Origin of the sequence: Enterococcus sp. AZ095b, from assembly GCF_051714725.1 — a bacterium.
Lineage (GTDB): Bacteria > Bacillota > Bacilli > Lactobacillales > Enterococcaceae > Enterococcus_B > Enterococcus_B pernyi.
Genome location: NZ_JBIOSL010000001.1, coordinates 253,157 through 269,780, shown reverse-complemented (window position 1 = coordinate 269,780; position 16,624 = coordinate 253,157). Strand labels below are relative to the sequence as shown.

Below are 16,624 nucleotides of genomic sequence, written 5' to 3'. Positions count from 1 at the left end.
GAATGAACCAATTTTTTTTGAAAATAAAAAAAGTATTTCCTTCAAACTATAAAGTAAAAAATCCCGCCTAGATAGTCGCTTGTGAACATTCAGCAGACTAACTGTATTATTGATTCATCACTTAACTCTTCAAACAAATAAGAATATACAAAAAAAACTGCATGTATCCACTTGATCCAGCGAATACATGCAACTATCTATTTTGCTATTATTTACTCATCCTATCAGCCTTGCTCTTTTTGAAGAAATTCCTTGAACCAATAGAAGCTTTTTTTAGGTATGCGTTTCATATCACGTAGATCATGATTTCCTCTATTGACGTAAACCATCCCGTATCTTTTTTCCATATCACCTTTTGAGCTAGGTAGATCAATTAATCCCCAGCCAAGATAACCTAGTACTTCACAGCCGTCAATGCTCATTGCATCTTTCATTGCTTTAATATGTTGTTCATGGTAATAAATGCGGTAGTCGTCTTCAATAGGTGTATGGCCATCCCAATTTTCCTGCGTGCCTATCCCATTTTCAACGGGAAAAATCGGTAGATTGTATTTTTGATACATCTTGTTGATGATATCTCTAAAGCCAAGAGGATCAATTCCTAGATTCCAGTCATTCATCGAAACAAATGGATTTTCTACTTCACCATACGTCAAATAATAATTTGGTGCAACGTCTGCTGGAATATTTTTATGACTGATACTTCCTGTACAATAGTAACTGAACGCTAAATAATCACTTGTTAGTCTTCCGATTTCAGTAAGTTCTTCCTCTGTCATGTCTACATTCAAATACTGTTTTTCAAACGTCAAAACTTGTTTCGAATAACTACGCCCACAAAAAGCATCCAAAAGATTCTGGTTGATAAACTCATCCCATTCTCTCGCAATTAATACATCTTTGGGGTGATTTGTCGCAGGGTACATATTGGAATAGGCTAACATCCCACCGATTTGTCCATCTGTCGTTTCATGGATATAGTTGGCGATTTTGGCATGTGCGACCATGATATTATGCGCGATTTGATGAATGTTATCCGTTGTATTTTCAGTATTCAATGTTCCCCCGTATAATAGTGCCAACGGTGTTGAATACAAGTTTTGTTCATTGAAAGTTACCCAATACTTGACTTTATTCTTGTAACGATCCACCATTTTTTTCCCATATTCCACAAAAGCATCTACGACGTGTTTACTCATAAAACCATCGTAATTTTGTGCAAGATGGAGTGGCATATCAAAATGATAGAGACATAGCATGGGTTCAATATTCCGTTTTAGCATCGCATCGATATAATGATCATAAAATAAGAGACCCTCTTCATTGAATGCTCCATCACCTGTAGGATTGACACGTGACCAAGAAGTTTGAAAGCGATAAAAATTCATACCCATTTCTTGCATCAAATCAAGATCTTCTTCATATCTATGATAGCGATCAATCCCATGTTTCCAATCTGAAGTAGTTTCAGTCGCTTCACGAACGTCATAAACAGACAATCCTTTTCCGCCTTCCTTCCAAGCACCTTCAGTTTGCATACTTGAGGAGGAATCTCCCCAGAAAAATTTTTCCTTTACCATCTTATCATCCCAATCATCGTTCTATTTATCATTTGTCTATTTCCTTTTAGCAATCGTTTAAGAAAGACTCATCTCAGCATTTATACGAGCAACCCGTTCACTGATTTTCAAGAATGGAAGATAGAAGAAGACTAACGCAACGATAATAACTGCTTGAACAACAATTGCTCGCCAATCACCTGCTGTTGCTAAAAATCCACTTAAAAATGGTGGTGTCGTCCATGGAATTGGAACCACACATTGATTAACTAGTTCCATCGATGTTGCTAAATAGCCAATGGTCGTACCTACGATCGGTGATAATACAAAAGGAATGATCATCGGTAAGTTGAAGACGATCGGTAATCCAAAAATCACAGGTTCATTGATGTTGAAAATATTAGGGCCTAACGCCAACTTAGATAAATCTTTATATGCTTGATAGTGACTAAAAATCAATATTGCTATCACTAAAGCAATGGTCGAACCAGTTCCCCCCATCAAAGCGCCATATACTTGGTGGAACGCTGAGTTGATGATGTGAGGAGCAGCCTCACCATTCGCAGTAGCTGCCATATTCTCATTCATATTTACCATCAATAATGGATCTAGGATCGGACCAGTGATGACAGATTGGTGAATACCGAAAGAAAATAGTAAGTTGCCAAAACAAACTAAAAATAAGTAACCAATAAATGAAGTACCTACACCACGTAACGGTTCTTGGATGAATTGCTCAATGATTCTCATAAAATCATTTCCTGTTAGTTGGATCAAAAATGAAGCAAAGGCAAACAATGAAACGACAATGATCAATGGGAACATCGTGTTAAAAGATTTTCCTACTGCTGGCGGAACACTATCTCCTAAGTTGACTTGCAACTTTTTAGAACGTGTCAGACGAATGTATAGCTCTGTTGCCAATAATCCAGTAATGATTGCAGCAAATACTCCTTTTGAACCAATATTTCCGTAACTGATGACTCCACTGATTTCCACAGCCGTTTCCGCATTGATCGGTGTTGTCTCGATCATTGTTGGGAGTAACGTCAAAAATGCTGGAACAACAGCGATCACAACGCCGATTGGATTATCAAACCCTCTATTTTTTGACAAGAAATAGCCAATGGTGAGTACAAGAATAATCCCAGTGATATTAAGGGTCGAGTTCGTAATGATCGATCCCCAGTTTTGCCAAGATGCCATTGTGTCCGCGCTAATCATATTTTGGAACCAACCTGACGGATCTAACACTACCGAATTAATTAAAATAGCAATACCTGCTAAAATAAATAAAGGCATGATAGTAGCAAATGAATCACGCAGTGTTCTTAAATAAATTTGATTGCCGATTTTTTGAGCTGTTAAAACAAATCTTCCCATCAAAGCTTCCCTTTTTTTCTCATCCATTTATTTATGCCTCCTGAATTGTCTAAAGTTGTATATCAACTTCTAATACAGAATATCACCTGCAATAACTTTTGTAAATACATAATTAAAATTAGTATATACTTATTTGTCGACGAAAGAAAAAAGACCACACTTGATCGTGACAAGCACAGTCTTTTAAACATTATGATCTAATTGATGTCTGCTACTATTTTTCCTGACGTATAGGGATATCTTGTCTTAGATAGATCAAACGGCGTACCATCATCAAAAAAGACGATCTGATTGGTTTCCAAAATCGGGTCGCCTACCTCGATCTCAAACTCTTCACTATCTAAATGATTTGCCTTTGAAGCAATGATCACTCGACGGGCCGCACTAACCACATAACCTAACTCTTCTCTGATATAGTTATAGATGGACCCCTTTAAAATCTCTTCGTCCAAATTTTTGATGTACTTAAGAGGCATGATAGATGTCTCTATACTTCTCGCCTCTTCATTGACATATCTCACTCGTTTAATATCATAGACCGGATCAGTCGCCTTTATTTTCAATTCTTCAGACTCATAAGAAGTGGGAAAACGCACATCAAAGCGGATGATTTTACTAGTCACCGCCGTCCCTTCTTGAGCAGAAGTCCCAAATACGCTATTGATCTGGGTCACACTCTCATTGTCCTTTTTTATGTTGCTCCTAACATATGTCCCCGATCCCCGTCTTGTGTAAAGCAAAGATTCATCAATCAATAACTGTATCGCTTTTCTGACAGTTACTCGACTCGTATTATAGGTTTTTGCCAATGCTTCTTGGTTTGGTAATAGCTCGCCTTCTTTAAATTCACCCTCGATAATCTTATTTTTCAAAGAACGAGCAATTTCGATGTATTTAGGCATATTCATTTCACCCCCAAAAAATTTGTATACACTTATTATATTAATAGAATAACAAGAAAATGTAAATAACCTTTACAACTTTAACTAACAAATAAACAAATGACTAGTCAGGAAGACGTTTATTCATTTATTAACATATCCGCTTTTTGGAATCCAAAAAAAGCCTTCAGAGAAGCCCAATTCTCTGAAGGCCAGGTGTCACTCAAGTCTTTGTCATTTGTTGCCTAATGATTTTATCATGTTATATCTAAGATAGGCGTACAACTATTTCTGACTTTTGTAATGAATGTTGAAGTACGAATAAAGATGATTTACTTTGCCAAACGATAGATGGCATCTGCATAAATCGCTGTAGCACGGAATAAGTCATCTAGACTCATAAATTCATTTGCTTGGTGCATTGTATCTGTGTAGCCTGGAAACATTGCGCCATACGCAACACCGCGTTTTAATAAGCGTCCGTATGTGCCGCCACCGATGATTTGTTCGTAGCCTTTTTCGCCGGTATGATCTTCGTAGACTTGTAATAATGTTTCAACCAACGGATCATCCATTGGTACATAATGTGGTTCCATTACACGGGCACCACGAGTAACTGACGCATCTTCGTCTGCTACTGTTTTGTTCAGTTTGCTTTCTAATTCATCTGTGGTTGTGCCCTTAGGAAAACGGAAGTTCATGTTGATATAGTTATCGTCTTCTGAACCATTTTCTTTAAACGCAAACAACCCAGCGTTCATTGTTAGTTTACCCATTTTTTCGTCTTCGTGGGCAACGCCTAATTTCTCACCATAAAAGTCTTCATGGACGTAAGTAGCTGCCACATGGATGAATTGTTTAGCTGCACCAATAAATTCATAATCATCAAGGAAGCTCGCTAAGAAAGAGCCGGCATTGATCCCAGATTGTGGGCTTGCGCCATGTGCTCCTTTTCCGACTACGTTGATCGTAACAAATGTATGCTCTGCTTCGATCGAACCGTTGATTGGGTTTGCTTCAACAAATTCATAAAATGCCTTTTCTAAAGCAACTGCTGCATCTGCGCTTGGTACTTCGATTTTTGCAATCGCTGTTCCTGGCACCATGTTTTCACGTAAACCTGACGTAAATGATTTCAATACATAGTCACCGGCATTATCGCCTTTAAAACGGAATGCGAAAGAAACATTGCCTTTTTCTCCGTTGATGATCGGAAATTCCGCATCTGGTGAGAAACCGAAATCAGGTTCTTCTTCATGTTCAAAGTAGTAAGCCATATCTGCCCAACCACTTTCTTCGTCACTACCTACGACAAAGCGAACTTTTTTCGATAATTCTAAATCTAGGTCTTTGATGATTTTCATCGCATAATAGGCAGCCATACTTGGTCCTTTGTCATCACTTGACCCACGAGCAAAGATTTTTCCGTCTTTGATCACTGGTTCGTAAGGATCAGTATCCCAACCATCGCCAGCAGGCACAACATCCATATGCCCAAAAATCCCTAAGGTTTCGTCTCCTTCACCTAGATCGATGTGTCCTGCGTAATTGTCCACGTTTTTTACAACGAAGCCATCACGTTCACCATAAGCAAGCATGTGTTTCAATGCGTCACGAGGCCCAGGTCCAAATGGTGCATCTGCAGTTGCTTTTGAATCATCACGTTCACTGCTTACGCGTAAAAGATTTTTTAAGTCTTCAAGCAAGTCTTCTTTACGTGCTTCGACTTCTTTTTGCCAATTGATTGTCATAAAGTTACTCCTCCACTCATTCAGTCTACGAGTTCATCATAACATAAATCAGACAAATTGTTTAAAAAATCAGACAACGGATAAACGAAACAGTTTTTTCCCTAAATATTATGGGCTATAATGAAAAAAAGGAGGTTTTCTCATGGAATTAAATGAACGATTACTCCAACAAGTGATTACTCCTCGTCCTGTGGAATCCCATAAAGGTACGTTTGGAAAAGTCGTACTGATTGGCGGAAATGAACAGTTTGGCGGTGCGATCATCATGAGCGCTTTAGCAGCTGTCCATAGTGGGGCTGGCTTGACAACTGTTGTAACAGATCCTAATAATCACGTGACCGTCCATAGTCATTTACCAGAGGCAATGGTAGGGGATTGGACAAATAAAGAAACATGGCATTCGGCTTTTGAAGATGCCGATGTCTTACTGATTGGTCCGGGATTAGGGACCAACCAACAAAGCCTTGAACTTCTGCAATTTGTCCTGACAAATCAAACAGAAAAACAATGGTTAGTCATTGATGGTTCTGCTTTGACACTGCTCACTACGTATTCGCTGGAGCTTCCTTATCCAGAGTATACCGTTCTCACACCCCATCAAATGGAATGGCAACGCGTCAGTGGATTGCGTTTAGATGAGCAATCTGAAGAGAATAATCAGCAGAAGCAACAAGAATTAGGGGCATCTCTGGTTTTAAAAAGTCATCAAACAACGATCTATGGGCAAAATGGCATCTATTACAATACAGCAGGTTCACCAGCTATGGCAACAGGTGGTATGGGGGATACGTTAGCTGGCATGATTGCTGGTTTTTTAGCTCAGTTTCCAAAAAATGACCAAACGATCAGTGCCGCTGTCTATTTGCATAGCTTTATCGGCGATCAATTAGCAAAAGAGCAGTATGTCGTTTTACCGACTCAAATCAGTCAGTACATCCCAAAATGGATGCATTATTTTAGTCAAAGATAAGAAGGAGCATAACAATGGAAAAATATACCGGCTACCTTAGAGAGCCTTTTTATTATGAAACCGATCAAATGGGTATCATTCACCACAGCAACTATATCCGCTGGTTCGAAGAAGCACGTGTTGCCTTGTTAGAACACTTGGATTTTAGTTACAAGAAAATCGAAGAACAAGGCATCATCATCCCTGTACTAGGCGTAAGTTGCGAATACAAAGAGATGATCCGTTATGGGGACAAAATCTTGATCCAACCGATTATCGAAAGCTACACAGGCACACGCTTGAATTTCCGTTATGAGATCTACGACACAGAAGATCAGCGTTTACGGACGACCGGTACAAGCCAGCACTGTTTCTTACTTGCAGAAAATCAACGTTTAGTCAAACTAAGCCGTGTCAACCCTAGCTTGGATAGTCTGTTTAAAACTTATGCAAACATCGACGCAGCCCCTGATTCTGCAACAGAAATAAAATAAAAAATAAGTGTTTATTCTTGCCTTTTAACCCCCGATTTGTATAATGGAAAGAAAAAAAGCAGGTGATTATGATGTATGTCGTGAAAGTACTACACGGTTATATTGATAAAACTGGCTGTCGCACACGTGAAAAAAACCCGGAAAACTTGCTTGTCTTCAAAGACAAAAAAGAATCAGAAACCTTTGCCAATCAAATCGGTGGTCGTGTCAAACAACTGCAGGAAGTTCGCCCAGATTGACTGTTGCTTTCGTGAAAGGATGAGATGTTCGCACTATGGATATGTATTGAAAAGAGTCGACAAACCAATTGTTTGCGGCTCTATTTTTGTGTTTCCGTTCGCTGTTCCTATTGCTTCCTCCCTTATTCTGTTCCTAGTAAAGGATATGCTATACTGGATATAACTTTTTGAAAGGGGTGTTCTATGGGGAACAATTTGCAACAACAAGCATACGAAGCTATCAGACAACAAATCATCTATTCTGAATTAGCTCCAGGGAGTAAGATTTCCGACAGAATCTTAGAAGAACAACTAACGATTGGACGCACGCCAATTCGAGAAGCATTGATCCAACTTAGAAATCAGGAATTGATCAAAACAATTCCTCAATCCGGTACATATATCTCAAAAATCGACATACGTTCCGCAGACTTGGCACGTTACATGCGAGAAAAATTAGAACAACCGATTTTACAAGAGTGCAGTGCTAAAATGAACGATACCGCTCATCAACGCTTGGAGATGATTTTAGAACAGACGGATCAAGCCATCTTGGCACAAGACAAAAAAACCTTCTTTCTTTTGGATAAAGCCTTTCACCAAATGTGTTACAAAGTTGCGGGGAAAGAAGAAATATGGACTTGGCTTGAAAGCTATAGCACTCACTTAGATCGTTTCCGTTGGTTGCGTTTGACGATTTCTGAATTAGATTGGGGCCGTGTATTAGATGAACATCAAATCTTATTGAGAGCCATGAAAGAACACGCACTTGATGAAGTGGGATTTCTTTGTAACCTCCACCTCCATATGATCATTGAGGAACAAGAACAAGTGATCCTTCATTATCCGAATTATTTTGAAGCATCCTCTGAAGGATGATTCAAAAGAGGCGTAACGCTCCGCAATTTTTAGGAACGTTTGCGCCTTCTTTTGCCTTATTCAAATAGATTTACAATGACTGAACAAGTCGCTCACAGAGTAGAGGATCATACGGCCAAATCATAGCGACTTCTAACACATATGGTGAAAATCCTACGTTATTCAACTTCTCCGAAAAGCTCATCGCTGCAATCTCACTCAATGTTCGGATCTTAGACTGATGGCGATACCCAAAAAATCGCCATAGTTCTATAGTTTTCTGTTGGGTATACAATGTAGGATCGCATGTTTCAAGATGATGATACAATTCATGTGCTAAAATCAAAGAAGTCACTTGTTCCAGTGGGAGAGCAGTGATCTTTTCCTGTTCAAACTTCTGGATTGGTTCTGTCATTAAACAGATCCCCGTTGTTTCATCGTAAGTGGCGAGTGTCAAACGATCATTCCGCCATGCTGTTTCTCCATAGGAGATAGCGACATTTAATGTACGACAAAGCGCATGAATATTTCTTGTATGGTACTTTCGATAAATCAGTTCTGCTAACCTTTCTCCACATTGTCTCGCCAGTTCTCCCCATGCTCGTTGCTCAGAAAGTGAGAGTTTCCCTACTAAAATCTCTCGTTTAAATTGATAATCACACCACTGTTTATCAGAAATCGTCATTAATTTTGAAATCAACTCATCTAGTTTACTTTTGCTTGATATTTCCCGCAATCACGATCACTTCTTCCGCTGGTTCCAACATCGCGATTTCTAACTCCATCAAGAGTTGTAGTTGTTCAAATTCTGTCGCTGAAAAATCTGCGACACGCGCGCCGATACATAGATAAAATTCCGGTCGAGCAATCAGCTCCGTCTGATAGACCGCAAGTTCTTCCCATAATTGTTGGACAGCGGAGAGATACTGTTCAGCTGTAGTTTTCAGACATTTTGCATACCCTCTTTGAACTTTGATGAATCCTTTTTGGTCGATGATCCGTAATGCGCCGATTGAATGTTCTGGACTATTTTCCCCAACCACATAGAAGTAGTCAGTATTCGCTAATAAACGAACATCTTTGAGGGACATCCGTAAATCTTCTGCAGCTAATGTCAACGCCTCTGTTTCACTGATCTGCTTTGTTAAATCAGTCGCTTTGACTTCCGTTGAACCTGTAGCAATTGCCGTCACTTTCGATGTCTGTGGATCAATTTCAACATGGACCTCAATCGATTCTGGTGTAGCGCCAGATTCGATTGCTTTATTCATCGCTTCATTTTTCAATCCTCGAATATCTTCTTTACTTGGAGAAGGAATGATTCGTTCAACCACATCTCTCACCATCGCTAATGCCACACCGATAGATGAGATCACTTCCGCATTTTCTGGTATTGAATACTTAACACCCATTTTCTGACTAAAATAAGTAATCAAGGACGCTGCTCCACCGCCTACCCCAACCAAGGAGATTTGCTCTTTTTCCAATTGATATTTTTCTGCCAGTTCCAAAATCACTGGTTCGATTTTGGCATAAGCTTTTGCCATGATCTGCTCAGCGATATCTTCCACAGAAGTCTGACAATAAGCTGCTAAAGCTTCCATGGCTTTTCTTGCGGCTTGTGGATCACCATAAGAAAAGTGTTCTTCTTGGACAAGCCCAAGAACATTCGCTGCACATGTATTGGTAATAGTGACCTCTTTTCCGTCTGCCAAAATCACTTTGACATAATCAGCCGGATCTCCCTCAATGGGTGAGAAAAAAACGATTTTCGGTTGATCGATTTTTTCAATCGGTGTGAATACAGCATAATCCAATCCAGCAATATGGGCTGAACGTGGTCCCACATCAAGGATCCCTGTGCGATCTGCCCGAACCATTGAACCACCGGCCACACCTAAGACACGAACATCTAACGATGAAATATAGGTCGCATGACCGCCGACCACTGAGTAATCGATGGCTGGACGCCCATTCCTGATAACACCAATATTAGTCGTTGTCCCTCCAACTTCAAAATACACACCATTCGAGGCACGTAAATACATCAAAGAACCCATGACAGAGGCAGCTGGACCTGAAAGCATCGTTAATACTGGTCGCTTCTTCATTTCAGCAATTTCCATTACACCACCATCACCACGCATGATCATCAAAGAAACATTGACACCGGCAGTTCGAACGGAACGTTCAGTTGATGTCGCTGTTTCTAACATTTTAGGTAAAATCGAGGCATTGATCGCTGCCGTTCGTGTTCGTCTCGTCAAACCATAAAGCTTTGTGATTTCAGAAGCCATCGTTGTTGGTATCCCTTGTTCCGAAGCAAGTGAATAGATGACTTGTTCTGGTTCACTATTATCTACGCCAAAAGCCATGGAAGAAACTAAAACTTCCGCCTGTTCTTTTTTAAGTGTAGCAATCGTCTCTAACACTCGTTCATTTGTCAATTGTTTGATTGGCAAGAACACATTTGCAATGTCTATTTTTCGATTATTCCCTAAATCAATCGGTGCTAATCGAGTTTGTCTTTTTGCCAAAAAACCTTCGAACCCGCCCTTTGCCATTCCGATCACTCCTACTTTTGCCACATCTCCTTCAATCAAGGCATTCGTTGCTTGAGTTGTAGAATGCGCGACAAAAACAACATCCTCGGGGCTGATCTGATTTTCTTGCAAACAATTTTGGAACGATTGTACAACCCCTGCAGCTACACCCTCTGGATGGTGATGCGTTGTTTTAACAGATGATTTACCGATGACTTCATGTGTCGCATTGTCGATTGCGACTGCTTTTGTATGGGTACCGCCTACATCAATGCCCATTCTTACTGCACGCTTCATTTTGCATCCTCCAAATTTTTTACTTTCTATACCTATCAAAAATTACCATAAAGGATCAACGTCAAGATACAGACGATCACACCGATCGCCCACCCTGTCGGAATCGATTTTTTCATGAATTCACGAGAGGAAACCTTTGTATACCCTAATCCCCATGCAATCCAGGATTGAGTGATATCTAAATGCTGTGGCGCAATGGTCGTCGTCGCAAATAACGGAAATAAGAAGGCCACAGGCATTGTCGGATTGACTGCTAAAACTACTGCTAAAATCGCTGATCCCGAACCGACTAGACTCAACGGACCACGGAAAAAACCTAGAGGCGTCAACAATGCAAAGGCAAGTGCCAACACAAAAGGTGTCTGGGGAATAAAGTCTCCCAAAATCGCAGAGAAATAAGAAGAAGCATATACCGCCGAATTATTGAACATCGCTAAAGTCATCAAAAAGCCAACCATCGGTGCTACATCTGTTGCTCCATCTGTAAATAATTTAGCGAATTGCCGACAGATCTCCTTGTATCCACCACGTAATTTCCCAGTAAATAGCAACGCCCAGATCCCTGCCAACATGAAACCAAGAATAATCGGAATTTCTAATAACACCACTCCCAACACAGGAATAACGACTGCCAACCAAGAAATCATTGGCGCTTCCCCACCTTCTCGTGGAAGTTCAGCTGCCATTGCATAGCGTTTCTTCGGGTTCATTGATATATTAGCTACAAGCAAAACGATTACTAAACTTACGATCATGCCAATCATTCCGATTTGAAAGTAATCATTGTATGTATAATTTTCAGCCGCAGAATTAAACCCTGCATAGATCGTTTGGTATTGCTTGAAATTGACAATATTTGCAAAGATCCCTGCCATAATCGAACCCATGAATGCAAATAGAGCAACAGGTGCAGCAATTCCTAACGACATCAAAATCGGTAAAACGATCACGGCAATTGAAATCACTGGGCCGATCCCGGTCATCGACATAAAAATAATTGACGTTACAAGACATAAAAGGCTCATCGTGATCCGCGGTTTATCACCGCCAAGCTCTACCACTTTTCGAATCAATGTAGCCGCTATCCCACTATCTACCAATACTCGACCAAAAAAAGCACCAAAGAATACATTCACTAAAATCGATTTCGCATATTCCGCTGGACCAGTAGCATATACATGGGTCAACACATCAATGACTGACTGTCCTTCCATTGCGGCATTCGGTGAGAAAAAATTACCAATCAGCGCCAATCCCATCCAAATCGTCGCCATGATCGCTAAACCAACCATCAAATTAAGTCCTTTGACACAATACCAAACCATAAAAAAGAACGACAAAATCAACAACATGCCAATAATCATTTCGCTCATAGACTCACTCCATTCTATTTCATCCCACTGATATATCAGTTGCTTCATTTTACCCTACAAAGAAACCGCTTTCATTAAATATCAACGACAGAATAAGTACATATGATTAAAAAAGATTCATTACGAGCTACTGAAATGTTTTTTGAAAAAACATTTCAGTCAGATAACTATATACAAAGATTCATTATCTAAGACAAAAAATGAGCTATGGTCACCTTTCTTTTCAAAAAAATATCATGTACTTTATCTATTTGGTTATTTCAATTTATTTGTACATAACAGAAATTTTATTGAAGTTTGTTAGATATAAAAAAACACATCCAGAAAACCTGGATGTGTTTAGCTATTCTAGCGCTTATTTAGCTAAAGCATCTTTTGCTTGGTCAGCTAATGCAGTAAATGCTGCTGCATCATGGACAGCCAAGTCAGCTAACATTTTGCGGTTGATGTCGATTTCAGCTAATTTCAAACCGTGCATCAATTTTGAGTAGCTTAAGCCATTCATACGAGCCGCTGCGTTGATACGAGCGATCCACAATTTGCGGAAGTCGCGTTTCTTTTGACGACGATCGCGATATGCGTAGTTGTATGAATTCATTACTTGTTCTTTTGCTGTTTTAAATAAAGTGTGTTTTGAACCGTAGTAACCTTTTGCTAATTTCAGCATTTTTTTGCGACGTTTACGAGTTACTGTTCCACCTTTTACACGTGCCATGTATAATTCCTCCTAATAAAAATAAATCTTTAAATTTCAATTATTTTACGTTCTTATTTCATTTTTGCTAGTTGTTGACGAATACGTTTGAAATCGCCACTAGAAACCATGCGCGCTTTACGTAATTGACGGCGTTGTTTTTTAGTTTTGCCGTGGAAACGGTGACTTGTAAACGCACGGAAGCGTTTCAATCCGCCTTTACCAGTACGTTTGAAACGTTTTGCTGATCCGCGGTGTGTTTTTTGTTTTGGCATGACTATATTTCCTCCTCAAAATCTTTCGTTATCCGACTATTGACTGTCCAACAATCAGTTAGTCATTCAAATTACTTACTGTCGTTTTTCGGTGCCAGCGTCAAGAACATGCTGCGTCCGTCCATTTTCGCTTTTTGTTCCACTGTTGCAATATCAGCAGTTTCTTCAGCTAAGCGATCCAAGACTTTTTGACCAATTTCTTTGTGGGTAATGGCACGGCCTTTGAAACGGATAGAAGCTTTCACTTTATCGCCTTTCTCTAAGAACTTACGTGCATTACGAAGTTTTGTATTGAAGTCATTCAAATCAATCGTTGGACTTAAACGAACTTCTTTTACATTGATCACTTTTTGTTTTTTACGCGCTTCGCGGTCTTTCTTTTGTTGCTCGAAACGGTATTTTCCGTAGTCCATGATTCGCGCTACTGGTGGTTTCGCACCTGGAGCAACTAACACAAGATCCAAGTTTGATTGTTCTGCAATTTGCAATGCTTCTGCTTTTGACTTAACTCCTAATTGCTCACCATCTGAACCGATCAATCGTAATTCACGTGCACGAATGCCGTCGTTAACCATCATATCCTTTGCTATGGTCATTCACCTCCAAATATTATGAGAGAAAGAAAAGCTTACCGAATGAACGGCAATAAAAAAACGAGTTCTTTTGATAGAACCCGCACGTACTCCACCTATACTACATATAGATGAAAACTATCTAGCCCAGTGACTGTATCAACTAAGGCGAGAAGCGGGTGCTTCTGCTTTTATTTCTCAACTTAATTATCATACCAAATCTATTTATTTTTGTCAATCATTTCTTCACTTTTTTCTATTTAATCGTAGCAGTTCTTCTTCTCATACAGCTCAGCAATTAGATATTTTTGTTACTTCCCTTATCACCAATCGAATCTGTCACCCTTCTGCTACTACCTCATTTACGTTTTATATAATTTCACTTTTTTTATTTTAAGATAACTAAAATAGAATCTGAACAAAATCATTCAATTCTTAATCCCAAGAAATATTTTTTTATAAAAAAATGTTCTCATTTTCCAAATATGGTACCTAAATCCTTAAAAAATCAACGTTATAACAAATCATACTATTTATGTTTCTATCATTTTTTTACCTACACATCGGTATAAACTGATTCGTAACTATTCATTTTATTTGATAATCTTAATTCCAGATAACACAAAAGAGAGATAATTACGAAATTCGTTTTTTATTATGCGTTATCTAAATCTTATTTACATATGGAGGAAAAAATGAAAAAACAAATTTTTGGTACAGTTTTATGCTCGGGGATTTTATTTGGAGCAAGCTTAACGATTGGGGAACAAGACGCTTCTGCTCACGGTTATGTCGAATCACCGATCAGTCGTGCGTATCAAGGACACTTAGACCGTAATGTTAATTTATCCGCTGCAGCAGCAAAATATGGTCCAGTGATTTATGAACCACAATCATTAGAAACTGCTAAAGGCTTCCCAGCAGCTGGCCCTGCTGACGGACGCATCGCTTCTGCAAATGGTGCAGTTGGAGGAAGCTTCTTACTAGATAACCAAACAGAAACGATGTGGACAAAACAAAACTTAGATACTGGTGTGAATACATTCAGATGGCGTTATACACAATCTCACCGTACCACTAAATGGCATTATTATATTACTAAAGTAGGTTGGAACCCAAATGAGCCCTTAAAACGTAGCGATTTGGAATTATTAGCAACTATCGATCATCACGGGGCACAAGCTTCGACTAATCCATCGCATTCAGTGAATATACCAAAGGATCGGCTTGGTTACCATGTCGTTCTAGCTGTTTGGGATATCCATGACACAGGCGCTGCATTCTATCAAGTAGTCGACGTCAACTTGAAAGGTGATTCAGCAATTCCAGTAGCACCAACAGCACCACAAAACGTTCGTGCGACGAATGTGACTTCTTCAACTGTCCAATTAGCTTGGAACAGCCAAGCGAATACTGCCTCTTACAACGTTTACCGTGATGGCGTATTGCTTGGAAACACAACAACACCAGATTTCAGTGATACAAACTTAACTGCGGATACATCTTATAATTATGAAATCGAAGCAGTTGGACAAACTGGCTTAGTCTCTGCTAAAACAGCTTTGACAGTAAAAACTACAACAGAAAATACACAAGAAAAACCAACTACACCAACTCACTTACACTCGATGGGTCAAACAAGTTCAAGTGTTTCATTGATGTGGGGCGCTTCTACTCATTCAAAAGGAATCAAACAATACAACATCTACCGTAACAATCAATTGATTGGTTCAACAAAAGAAACAGAATACGAAGTGTCTGGATTAGCTGCAAACACTACCTACTCATTCGTGGTTCGCGCAGTCAGCAATACGGATGAACTATCTGATGCAAGCAATGCGTTATCTATTACGACAGATCGCGATGACAATGGCGGTGACGGGGGTGGTGAAGTCACTCCAGGACGTCAATGGACAGTAGGAAGCTTATTCGCACCGGTTTCTTATACAGCCGGTGAAGAAGTTGTTCACAACGGTGTGACATATATCACTTGGCAATCTCACTTGAACTATGGTGATACAAACTGGGCGCCAGGAATTGCCCATGCCTTATTCTATCCTAAATAAAATAAACCTTATCAACGTAATTAAAACGATAATATAGAAAACATTCCACGTAAACAAAACCCTATAAAAATGAGGCTAGAACAACTTTCTTTGCCTCAAAAATAAGCCAGCACCTGTAACATTCGAGACGAATATTACAGGTGCTATTTTTTTCAAAGCGCTTATCCATTATCACAGATTGCAAAATACATTCCCTCCCACTTCGTATCCCGTTCCTTCTATAAATAGATAAAATAGATAGAATTGCTTGAGAGGTGGTATTTAGTCCTCTCGAAACTCTTGAATCCAAATAAACGATATTCTAATTTGACTTTTTTCGATAATAAGACCGAACGCTCCTATCACAATCTCAGACCAAAAAATTGATGGTCAAATCCATAAAAAAGGAATAAAACAGCCAATAAAAAGATATATTTTAAAAATAAGCAAACGTTAAAAATAACTACAAACGCTACTTCAACCTTTCTCAATTAGAATCAAATTTTATCTTTTTATTTTTTTCTGTTATTTATTATGCAAAATAAATAACTAATAACAAATAAAAAAGACAACAAAAACGCCTTTAAAACAATATTTATTCATGTTTTGGATAAAAATACCATCATTTGAAGTCAAGACCCAATTTTACCTAATGTTCGGTATAAACAGATTATTCAATAGTGCAATTCTCTGATAATATTAAATACAGATAACAACGAGGCACATCGAACG

15 protein-coding genes and 1 other annotated feature are annotated in these 16,624 nt (G+C 39.1%); of the genes, 5 read left to right on the top strand and 10 right to left on the bottom strand.

Annotated elements, in window-relative coordinates; translation table 11 throughout:
* Window positions 1-224: 224 nt before the first annotated feature.
* From IGJ99_RS01285 to pepV, 4 genes are all read right to left on the bottom strand, one after another.
* Window positions 225-1,580, bottom strand: coding sequence for a glycoside hydrolase family 1 protein (locus tag IGJ99_RS01285; protein WP_010736536.1), 1,356 nt, complete (start codon window positions 1,578-1,580; stop codon window positions 225-227).
* 57 nt (window positions 1,581-1,637) lie between these two features.
* Window positions 1,638-2,969, bottom strand: a complete 1,332-nt coding sequence (locus IGJ99_RS01280; protein ID WP_023518975.1) for a PTS sugar transporter subunit IIC — start codon at window positions 2,967-2,969, stop codon at window positions 1,638-1,640.
* 170 nt (window positions 2,970-3,139) lie between these two features.
* Complete coding sequence (locus IGJ99_RS01275; protein WP_023518974.1) at window positions 3,140-3,844, bottom strand: GntR family transcriptional regulator; 705 nt, start codon at window positions 3,842-3,844, stop codon at window positions 3,140-3,142.
* A gap of 311 nt (window positions 3,845-4,155) precedes the next feature.
* The gene (gene pepV, locus IGJ99_RS01270; protein WP_438747518.1) at window positions 4,156-5,574 is read right to left on the bottom strand and encodes a dipeptidase PepV; all 1,419 of its coding nucleotides are present in this window, start codon (window positions 5,572-5,574) and stop codon (window positions 4,156-4,158) included.
* Window positions 5,575-5,716: 142 nt separating this feature from the next.
* On the opposite strand from pepV, the gene IGJ99_RS01265 reads away from it, so the two are divergent.
* The 4 genes from IGJ99_RS01265 (at window position 5,717) to IGJ99_RS01250 (ending at window position 8,114) form a co-directional block, all read left to right on the top strand.
* A complete protein-coding gene (locus IGJ99_RS01265; RefSeq protein ID WP_010736540.1) occupies window positions 5,717-6,544 on the top strand; it encodes an NAD(P)H-hydrate dehydratase in 828 nt (275 codons plus the stop codon).
* A gap of 14 nt (window positions 6,545-6,558) precedes the next feature.
* Complete coding sequence (locus IGJ99_RS01260; protein WP_010736541.1) at window positions 6,559-7,017, top strand: acyl-CoA thioesterase; 459 nt, start codon at window positions 6,559-6,561, stop codon at window positions 7,015-7,017.
* A gap of 62 nt (window positions 7,018-7,079) precedes the next feature.
* A complete protein-coding gene (locus tag IGJ99_RS01255; protein WP_155756849.1) occupies window positions 7,080-7,256 on the top strand; it encodes a hypothetical protein in 177 nt (58 codons plus the stop codon).
* A gap of 183 nt (window positions 7,257-7,439) precedes the next feature.
* A complete protein-coding gene (locus IGJ99_RS01250; protein ID WP_010736543.1) occupies window positions 7,440-8,114 on the top strand; it encodes a GntR family transcriptional regulator in 675 nt (224 codons plus the stop codon).
* A gap of 70 nt (window positions 8,115-8,184) precedes the next feature.
* On the opposite strand, the gene IGJ99_RS01245 is transcribed toward IGJ99_RS01250, so the two are convergent.
* From IGJ99_RS01245 to infC, 6 genes are all read right to left on the bottom strand, one after another.
* Window positions 8,185-8,829, bottom strand: coding sequence for a hypothetical protein (locus tag IGJ99_RS01245; RefSeq protein WP_438770465.1), 645 nt, complete (start codon window positions 8,827-8,829; stop codon window positions 8,185-8,187).
* The gene (locus IGJ99_RS01240; RefSeq protein WP_010736545.1) at window positions 8,804-10,933 is read right to left on the bottom strand and encodes a hydantoinase/oxoprolinase family protein; all 2,130 of its coding nucleotides are present in this window, start codon (window positions 10,931-10,933) and stop codon (window positions 8,804-8,806) included. Before IGJ99_RS01240 ends, IGJ99_RS01245 begins: the two co-directional genes overlap by 26 nt.
* A 35-nt stretch (window positions 10,934-10,968) precedes the next feature.
* Complete coding sequence (locus IGJ99_RS01235) at window positions 10,969-12,306, bottom strand: citrate transporter (protein WP_142432881.1); 1,338 nt, start codon at window positions 12,304-12,306, stop codon at window positions 10,969-10,971.
* A 355-nt stretch (window positions 12,307-12,661) separates the two neighbouring features.
* Window positions 12,662-13,021: a 50S ribosomal protein L20 gene (gene rplT / locus IGJ99_RS01230; RefSeq protein ID WP_019723984.1), complete on the bottom strand. Its 360-nt coding sequence runs from the start codon at window positions 13,019-13,021 to the stop codon at window positions 12,662-12,664.
* 53 nt (window positions 13,022-13,074) lie between these two features.
* On the bottom strand, window positions 13,075-13,275 hold the full coding sequence (gene rpmI, locus IGJ99_RS01225; RefSeq protein ID WP_010736566.1) for a 50S ribosomal protein L35: 201 nt from the start codon (window positions 13,273-13,275) through the stop codon (window positions 13,075-13,077).
* 71 nt (window positions 13,276-13,346) lie between these two features.
* Window positions 13,347-13,871 carry a translation initiation factor IF-3 gene (gene infC, locus IGJ99_RS01220; protein ID WP_010736567.1) on the bottom strand — a complete coding sequence of 175 codons (525 nt, stop codon included), beginning with the start codon at window positions 13,869-13,871 and terminating at the stop codon, window positions 13,347-13,349.
* A gap of 43 nt (window positions 13,872-13,914) precedes the next feature.
* Window positions 13,915-14,044, bottom strand: a sequence feature (ribosomal protein L20 leader region).
* A gap of 498 nt (window positions 14,045-14,542) precedes the next feature.
* Here infC and IGJ99_RS01215 point away from each other — a divergent pair.
* Window positions 14,543-15,913, top strand: coding sequence for a lytic polysaccharide monooxygenase (locus IGJ99_RS01215; protein ID WP_137071930.1), 1,371 nt, complete (start codon window positions 14,543-14,545; stop codon window positions 15,911-15,913).
* Window positions 15,914-16,624: the final 711 nt, after the last annotated feature.